Raw genomic sequence first — 6,644 nt, 5'->3', positions numbered from 1 at the left:
CACCATGGACACCTTATCATGTTCAACGGAAGCAACTGGAGAGTAGAAAATTCATTATCGTTATTGAAGTGATCAGTGGTGACTTTTTAAATTGCAACACCGCTGACATTTAAAGTTGCAAAACACATATTCTCTCAGTTAAATCTGTAGCAACACTCATAACTACCGCTTTACCATCAGGTAAATCACCAATGTATCTGGAATTAAAGTCCCAAATAAGTTGTCTTCCATCTTTGGTAGTGACTACAAGTTCACTATCATGTTGTGTCTCTGTTAACTTGTACAACTTTCTAATACAGTCATGTACTTCATCTTTATTTTTACCGTATGCTTTTTTTGTCCAATCAAATATAGTCGGAATATCAGATTTTGTATAATTAGTAAGTTTAGTCCAATTTTGACTTATATTTAAAACGGTACCGTCTTCTGCGTGAATCATAATCGGTATCGGTGCATTTTCAATGCTATTTTCAAATATCTTTCCAGCTAATATTAAGTCGTTCAAATATTTCTGAGTTAAATCCTTCTCGTGTTTCAAAACAGCTATTGTTGTGTTTAATTCCATAGTTTTATCGGCAACTAAAGCTTCTAATCTTTTATTTTCATTCACCTTTTGCAGGTTTGCTTTTCTCACTTTATGCATGGCTCTAATTTGAGCTATTAATTCACTTTCATCAATCGGTTTCGATAAAAATGCTTCAGCACCAACATCCAAGGCACGTATTCTGCTTTCTTTATCATCTTTATTTGCCGTAACAAAAACAACGGGAATTTCATTTAATGTATTATCTTTTTTTAAAATTTCACAAACTTGGTAGCCATCCATTACAGGCATAACAATATCTAGAAGTATAACATCTGGATTGATTGATTTAGCAAGCTCTATCCCTTTGGGTCCAGAAAGGGCTGTAAAAAAGATCGCATTTTCAAATGTATCGTTGATAACTGCTTGTAAGATTAATAGATTATCTTGAATATCATCTATTGCTAAAATTTTAATTCTTTCTTGTGCCATCTAATACCCCTCCTATTGCGTTAAATAACTCTTCAGAGATAATCGGCTTAGCTATAAATCCATCAAATCCTTGAGATAAAATAAATTCTCTATCTTCTTTCATAACACTAGCTGTTATAGCAATTATAGGGATGTCTCTTAAGGCACTTATTTTTCTTATTTCCTTAAATGCTTCTATTCCGCTAATTCCAGGTAGAGCAATATCCATTAAAACCAAATCAGGATGATGTTCTTTTGTTTTTCGGATTCCCTCAATACCATCTTTAGCCTCAATAATATTATATAAGCCATCAAGAATAGCTTTTATTGTAATCATGTTATCTGGATTATCTTCAACTATTAATATGTTTGGCATACCTTCTTTAGATATAGAATCTTTCTTTAACAAGTTCTCATCTGTAGGAAACAGCATATTAAATATCGAAGTTTGAAGTCTAATTCTATCAATATCTCCTTTTTGAATTAGTTGATGAATGTTAATTCTTTTTAAATTAATTAATTCTTCTTTATTCAAATGTTTGGCAGTCAATACCAATACGGGCACAGAGGCTGTTGAATCATTGTTTCTAATTGATTCAAGCACTTCAAAACCATTAACTTTTGGCATCATCAAATCAAGAATCACTGCATCAGGAATAGTATGTTCTAAAATTTCCAGAGCTAATTCTCCATTTTCAGCAGATATAATTTCTACTCCCATTCCTTCAACCAAATCAATTATTTGAATAATAGCTGATTCGTTATCTTCAACTAATAAAATTGTTTTCTTCTTTGAATTGTTAGATGCAGAGGTGAGGGTTTTTGCAGCAACATATTGATTTTCATCTTTAATAGAATTAACTAATTCGTAATTGTTATGAGCACTTGGAATTATTAAAGTAAATGTCGATCCTATACCAACTTCACTTTGGACAGTTACTGTTCCTCCGAGTAATTCAGCATATTTTTTTGCAATTGCAAGACCAAGTCCTGTCCCACCAAATTTTCTGGCAGTTCCGCCATCAGCTTGTCTAAATTCGTCAAAAATGTTTTCCAAGAATTCTTCAGAAATACCAATTCCTGTATCGATAATTTTCACTTCCAATGCATCCTTTGTAAATGAAGCATCAATTGTTACACTCCCTTTTTCAGTGAACTTAACAGCGTTTCCTACTAAGTTTTGGAGTATATGAAGACATTTATCATAATCACTAATAATAATTAATTTATTGCTTTTTTTGTTGTGTTTTAATTTAATACCTTTTTTATTTGCTTGGGCCTCAAGCATTTCAACAATTTCATTTAAAAGTTTATTGGCATTAAATTTAGTAACGTCAATTTCTTCATAACCTGATTCAATCCTTGAAATATCAAGAATATCGTTTAATAAATCCAGGAGATTCTTACCATTTCTACTAATAATTTCTAAATATCCATATTCTTCCTCAGGAACTTTATCCATTAATCTTCTAGAAAGAACTCCGGATAATGCAATAACAGAGTTTAATGGGGTTCTTAACTCGTGACTCATATTTGATAAGAAGTTAGACTTTAAATTACTTGCTTCATTAAGTTGTTTTTTTTGCATTTCCAGTTTAGTATTTTGTTCAACTAATTCTGCAGATTGTTGTTCTAATTCAGTCATAAATTCTTTAACTTTATTTTCAGATATTATCGATTCAATACGGGCAGTTAATCCATCGGCTATATTCTCAATTAGATTTACCGCATTATCACCAAAAGTATTTATTGATGCTAAAGAAATGATAGCGATTATTTGATTATTTGATTGAATAGGAAATGTAATAATCTCTTTTGGTAAAAACTCCCCGCTGACTGTATTAAATACAAATCTTGTATCATCAGGTATTTCTCTGATATGTTGTATTTCCTTATTTAATAATACAGATCCAAACTCACCTTCAAGTTCATTTATCAAAAACTCTTCTTTAGCCTTTACAGCTAACCCCATAGATTCAAAATGTCTGAATGTTTTATTATCTTCACTCAAAAGATAAACAGCAGCTATTTGAGCACCTGAAAAGTCAGCCAGACTATTCAATGTTACCTTAAAGAATTCATGAGCGTCATTTTCAATCATCATTTTACCTGACATTTGAATTGTTTGTTGATTTAAGACTGCGTTTCTTTGAATAATATCTGACATTGTATTTATACTATATGCCAGTGTCCCAAATTCATTTTTAGATTTATAAGTAATTCTTGAACTCATACTCCCGGATTGAAATTTTAAAACGGCATCAATCATAATAAAAATTGGTTTCCTGATAGAGTTATATAACCAGTAGCCTATAATCAAAGTAAGGGCAAATATTGCAGAAACTATAATTATTAATTGTAATACCATATTTTCATGTAATCTGATAGATGATGTATATAATTCATCAGCTTTTTTTTGAGCAAAAACATCTATAAGTTCAGTTTTTGCCAGCAGATCATCTCTTTTTATTGCTTCAGTCCCACCAGGTGAGATGCTTACAATTACTTCTTCAGTATTTCCATTTAAAATATTATCAAAATTTCCTTCTCTTAAAACTCTCCAAACAACAAAAGCATCATAAGCGTCTGATATATCCGAAGAAGGACCTAGATACAATTCTTCAATCGTATTAAATTTAGCTTCAATATCAGCATCCAGAACTGCCGCTCTAGCTATAATTTCTTGATGTTTTTCTACGTTATCCTCAAGGATTAAATCTTTAGTATTTATCCTTTGTTCAGCAATATTTAATTTCAAATTATCAATTGCACGTCTAACTTGTAAAGGATGCTCATATAAAGTTTCTACTTGACCTTGTAATGTGTTTGTTTGGGAATATGCAACTAGTCCAATAATAGCAACAAGGGTTAGTATTATTGAAAAACTAAATAATAGCGTTGTTCCAATTTTAAAATCTCTTATTCTCATAGTATTGCTCCTTGGTTGTTCAATTTAAAAATTGAAGAGGTTGGATTTATTTGTTTTAATTTTGTAAAATCTTTTACTAATACTTTTTCAGCTTCACTAGTTATAAAATAGCCATTTGGTCCTAACGACAACTCTGATTTTACTATTATTTTTTTCTGAACTTCCGGATTATAGTAAAATAATAAATTGCTGCACAATACCAAATCAAAGTCACCATAAATACTTTCAGGTGGTTTTATATTTTTATCATCAGTTAAATCAAAATATGAAAAACTGATATTCTTCTTTAATTTTTCACTTATAATATATTCACTCCCCCTGCTGGTGAAATACTTTTCTATATATTTCAATTTTAGATCAATAACTTCATTTTTTCTAAAAATACCACTCCTGCCTTTTTTAAGCTTAGTTTCTGATATATCAGTAGCAATTATTCGATATGGAATCTTGATTCCTAATTCCTCTTCAAATTCGGAAATTAAAATAGCTAAAGAATATGCCTCTTGACCACCTGAAGATCCAGCTGACCAAATTCTTAATTCTCTTTGTTGATTAATACTTGTTATAATACTTGGTAAAACTATCTTCTGTAACTGAGCAAATATCAAAGAATCTCTAAAAAATCTTGTGTATGTAATGTTTAGCAGTCTCTTTAATACTATAGCTTCTTGAATGTTTTCTTTAATCAGCTTTTTGTATTCTTTAATATTTTTTGATTTTGTATCAGATATTCTCATATTAATAATTCTCGTTAAAAAAGACTCATCAAAAATAGAGATATTTATATCAAAATCGACTTTTAATACATCGATGATATCATTCATATATCTATTCATACTAATCCTCCAATTTTAAAAATCTCATCATGTAAATTACCGGTATTAGTTCAGTTATTAAGAACCTAGTTTTTCTACAAACGTAGGTCATTCTTGCTTGTATGATAAGTAATTATATATTACTATAATAACCTCCATATTCCAATTAATCTTACTTTTCTATAGATAATCTTGTTACTAACCTGACTTGTTCAAAAATTAAAAAATACTAAAAAAATGCACAAGAAATTATTTGCTGATTTACTAACTTTTCATAATTTAACATCCTAAAAACGGCAAAATAAAAAAGTGGCAGAAATTTCCACCACTTTAATACTCAAAATTTTACATAATTATACAGTTTCTATGTTTGTAGCACAAGGACCTTTAGCACCTTCAGTAATTTCGAAAGTTACTTCCGCTCCCTCCTGCAGAGTTTTAAATCCTTCTTTGTTGATTTGTGAAAAATGTGCGAAGTAATCGTTCCCGTCTTCTGCCAAAATAAATCCAAATCCTTTATCATCGTTGAACCATTTAACTGTTCCTTTTAACATATATATTTCCTCCGTAAAATTTTAATACAGATAAGTTTTTCTTAAAATCCATTTAACTTTTAATCCATTCAAGGTTTTTTAACTAATGAAACTTTTGTCTTACTCTCTGTTACCATTAAATAATATCATAATCGTTATAAAAAGTAAAGTTTTATTTTTTATCTGGCAATATAAACGCAATAATTATAAAAAGGATGCCTATCCCTCCTGCAACAAATATCCCAGAAATGGCAGGAAATAAAGCAGGACTTCCCTTGACATTAGTTACAGCCAAAGTCATCTTTCCTCCCAGATCAAAAAATAAGACTGTATCTTTAATTTTTTCATATACAAGGGTTAGAAGTAATGCTCCAATCGTTCCTCCCAAAACAAATGAAAGTGCATCCTTTCTACCTTCTCCAAGGGCAACCAAACCTGTTCCTGGGCAAAATCCAGATATAGCCCAGCCCAGTCCCATTATACCTCCCCCTACTATAACTCCCATATATGATGATTTTATACTTAGATGTGATACATCCACAATTCCAAGTAACAGAAGGGTAAATAATAAAAGGTTACTGAGTCCGATGGCAAAAAGTATTGTTTTCATTAAATGAAAATCTTTTAACCTGAGCATATCTATAATTTTTTGTGGATTTGAAGCTCCAATTTTCTGGAGGATAAATCCAAATAAAAATCCTATTACAAGAGCTGGTATTATATTCATATTTTATCTCCTTTATATAAAATTATGGCTGCGGGTACTGCCACAGCAAATGTTCCCAGAGTAAATAGATAACCGCTGACTGATGTCTGCATCATTCCGCTCATCATGTGCCCGCTGGTACATCCACCAGCAAGCCTGGCACCGAACAATACCAGTATTCCTCCTAAAAAGGATGCCAAGTATCTTTTTTTGGGTGATTTCCCAAACCTATCCTTCCAGACCTTAGGGAGGGACTGTTCATCTTTTTTGACTTTTTTATCCTGTAATTTACTGGCGGTAAAACCGCCTAGTATCATTGCAAATACAAATATAAAACTATAATTTAGAGGATTAGCAATACTTTCGGCGTATTTTCCTCCGCTTTTATTTATATATGCGTTGAAGCTAGAATAGCCGCTCTCGGCTCCTGCTTCTTCAATGACTAGTTCTTGAACTGAATTCCATACCACACCATCAAATATTACAAACTGTGTAGAAACACCAATTGGTTTTACAAGAACTACAGCGATAATAAAAATAAGACCCAGAACTATACCACTTATAAACCAACTCCATTGCTGCTGTTTGATTAAATTTTTCATATTCTCCCCTCCATCTTAAACAATAGGGAATTCATTTCACTCCCCTTTAAATGATCTTTTTCTAT

The 6,644-nt window shown here is 31.1% G+C and carries 6 protein-coding genes; all 6 read right to left on the bottom strand.

The genetic code is table 11. The annotated features are described in order from the left end of the window. Positions 1–109: 109 nt before the first annotated feature. Positions 110–1,015, bottom strand: a complete 906-nt coding sequence (locus DYH56_RS15825; RefSeq protein ID WP_158539031.1) for a response regulator — start codon at positions 1,013–1,015, stop codon at positions 110–112. Next, positions 996–3,923: a response regulator gene (locus DYH56_RS03135; RefSeq protein WP_114641397.1), complete on the bottom strand. Its 2,928-nt coding sequence runs from the start codon at positions 3,921–3,923 to the stop codon at positions 996–998. Before DYH56_RS03135 ends, DYH56_RS15825 begins: the two co-directional genes overlap by 20 nt. Then, positions 3,920–4,759, bottom strand: coding sequence for a CheR family methyltransferase (locus DYH56_RS03130; protein ID WP_114641396.1), 840 nt, complete (start codon positions 4,757–4,759; stop codon positions 3,920–3,922). The genes DYH56_RS03135 and DYH56_RS03130 overlap by 4 nt, the downstream gene beginning before the upstream one ends. 332 nt (positions 4,760–5,091) lie before the next feature. Then, on the bottom strand, positions 5,092–5,292 hold the full coding sequence (locus tag DYH56_RS03125; protein ID WP_114641395.1) for a cold-shock protein: 201 nt from the start codon (positions 5,290–5,292) through the stop codon (positions 5,092–5,094). 151 nt (positions 5,293–5,443) lie between these two features. After that, a complete protein-coding gene (locus DYH56_RS03120) occupies positions 5,444–5,998 on the bottom strand; it encodes a DUF6691 family protein (protein ID WP_114641394.1) in 555 nt (184 codons plus the stop codon). Next, positions 5,995–6,579: a YeeE/YedE thiosulfate transporter family protein gene (locus DYH56_RS03115; RefSeq protein ID WP_114641393.1), complete on the bottom strand. Its 585-nt coding sequence runs from the start codon at positions 6,577–6,579 to the stop codon at positions 5,995–5,997. The genes DYH56_RS03120 and DYH56_RS03115 overlap by 4 nt, the downstream gene beginning before the upstream one ends. Positions 6,580–6,644 lie beyond the last annotated feature (65 nt).

It is taken from the genome of Psychrilyobacter piezotolerans (genome assembly GCF_003391055.1).
In the GTDB taxonomy this organism is placed as follows: domain Bacteria; phylum Fusobacteriota; class Fusobacteriia; order Fusobacteriales; family Fusobacteriaceae; genus Psychrilyobacter; species Psychrilyobacter piezotolerans.
Note: the sequence above shows the minus strand (reverse complement) of the source record. Positions and strands in the feature narration are given on the sequence as shown.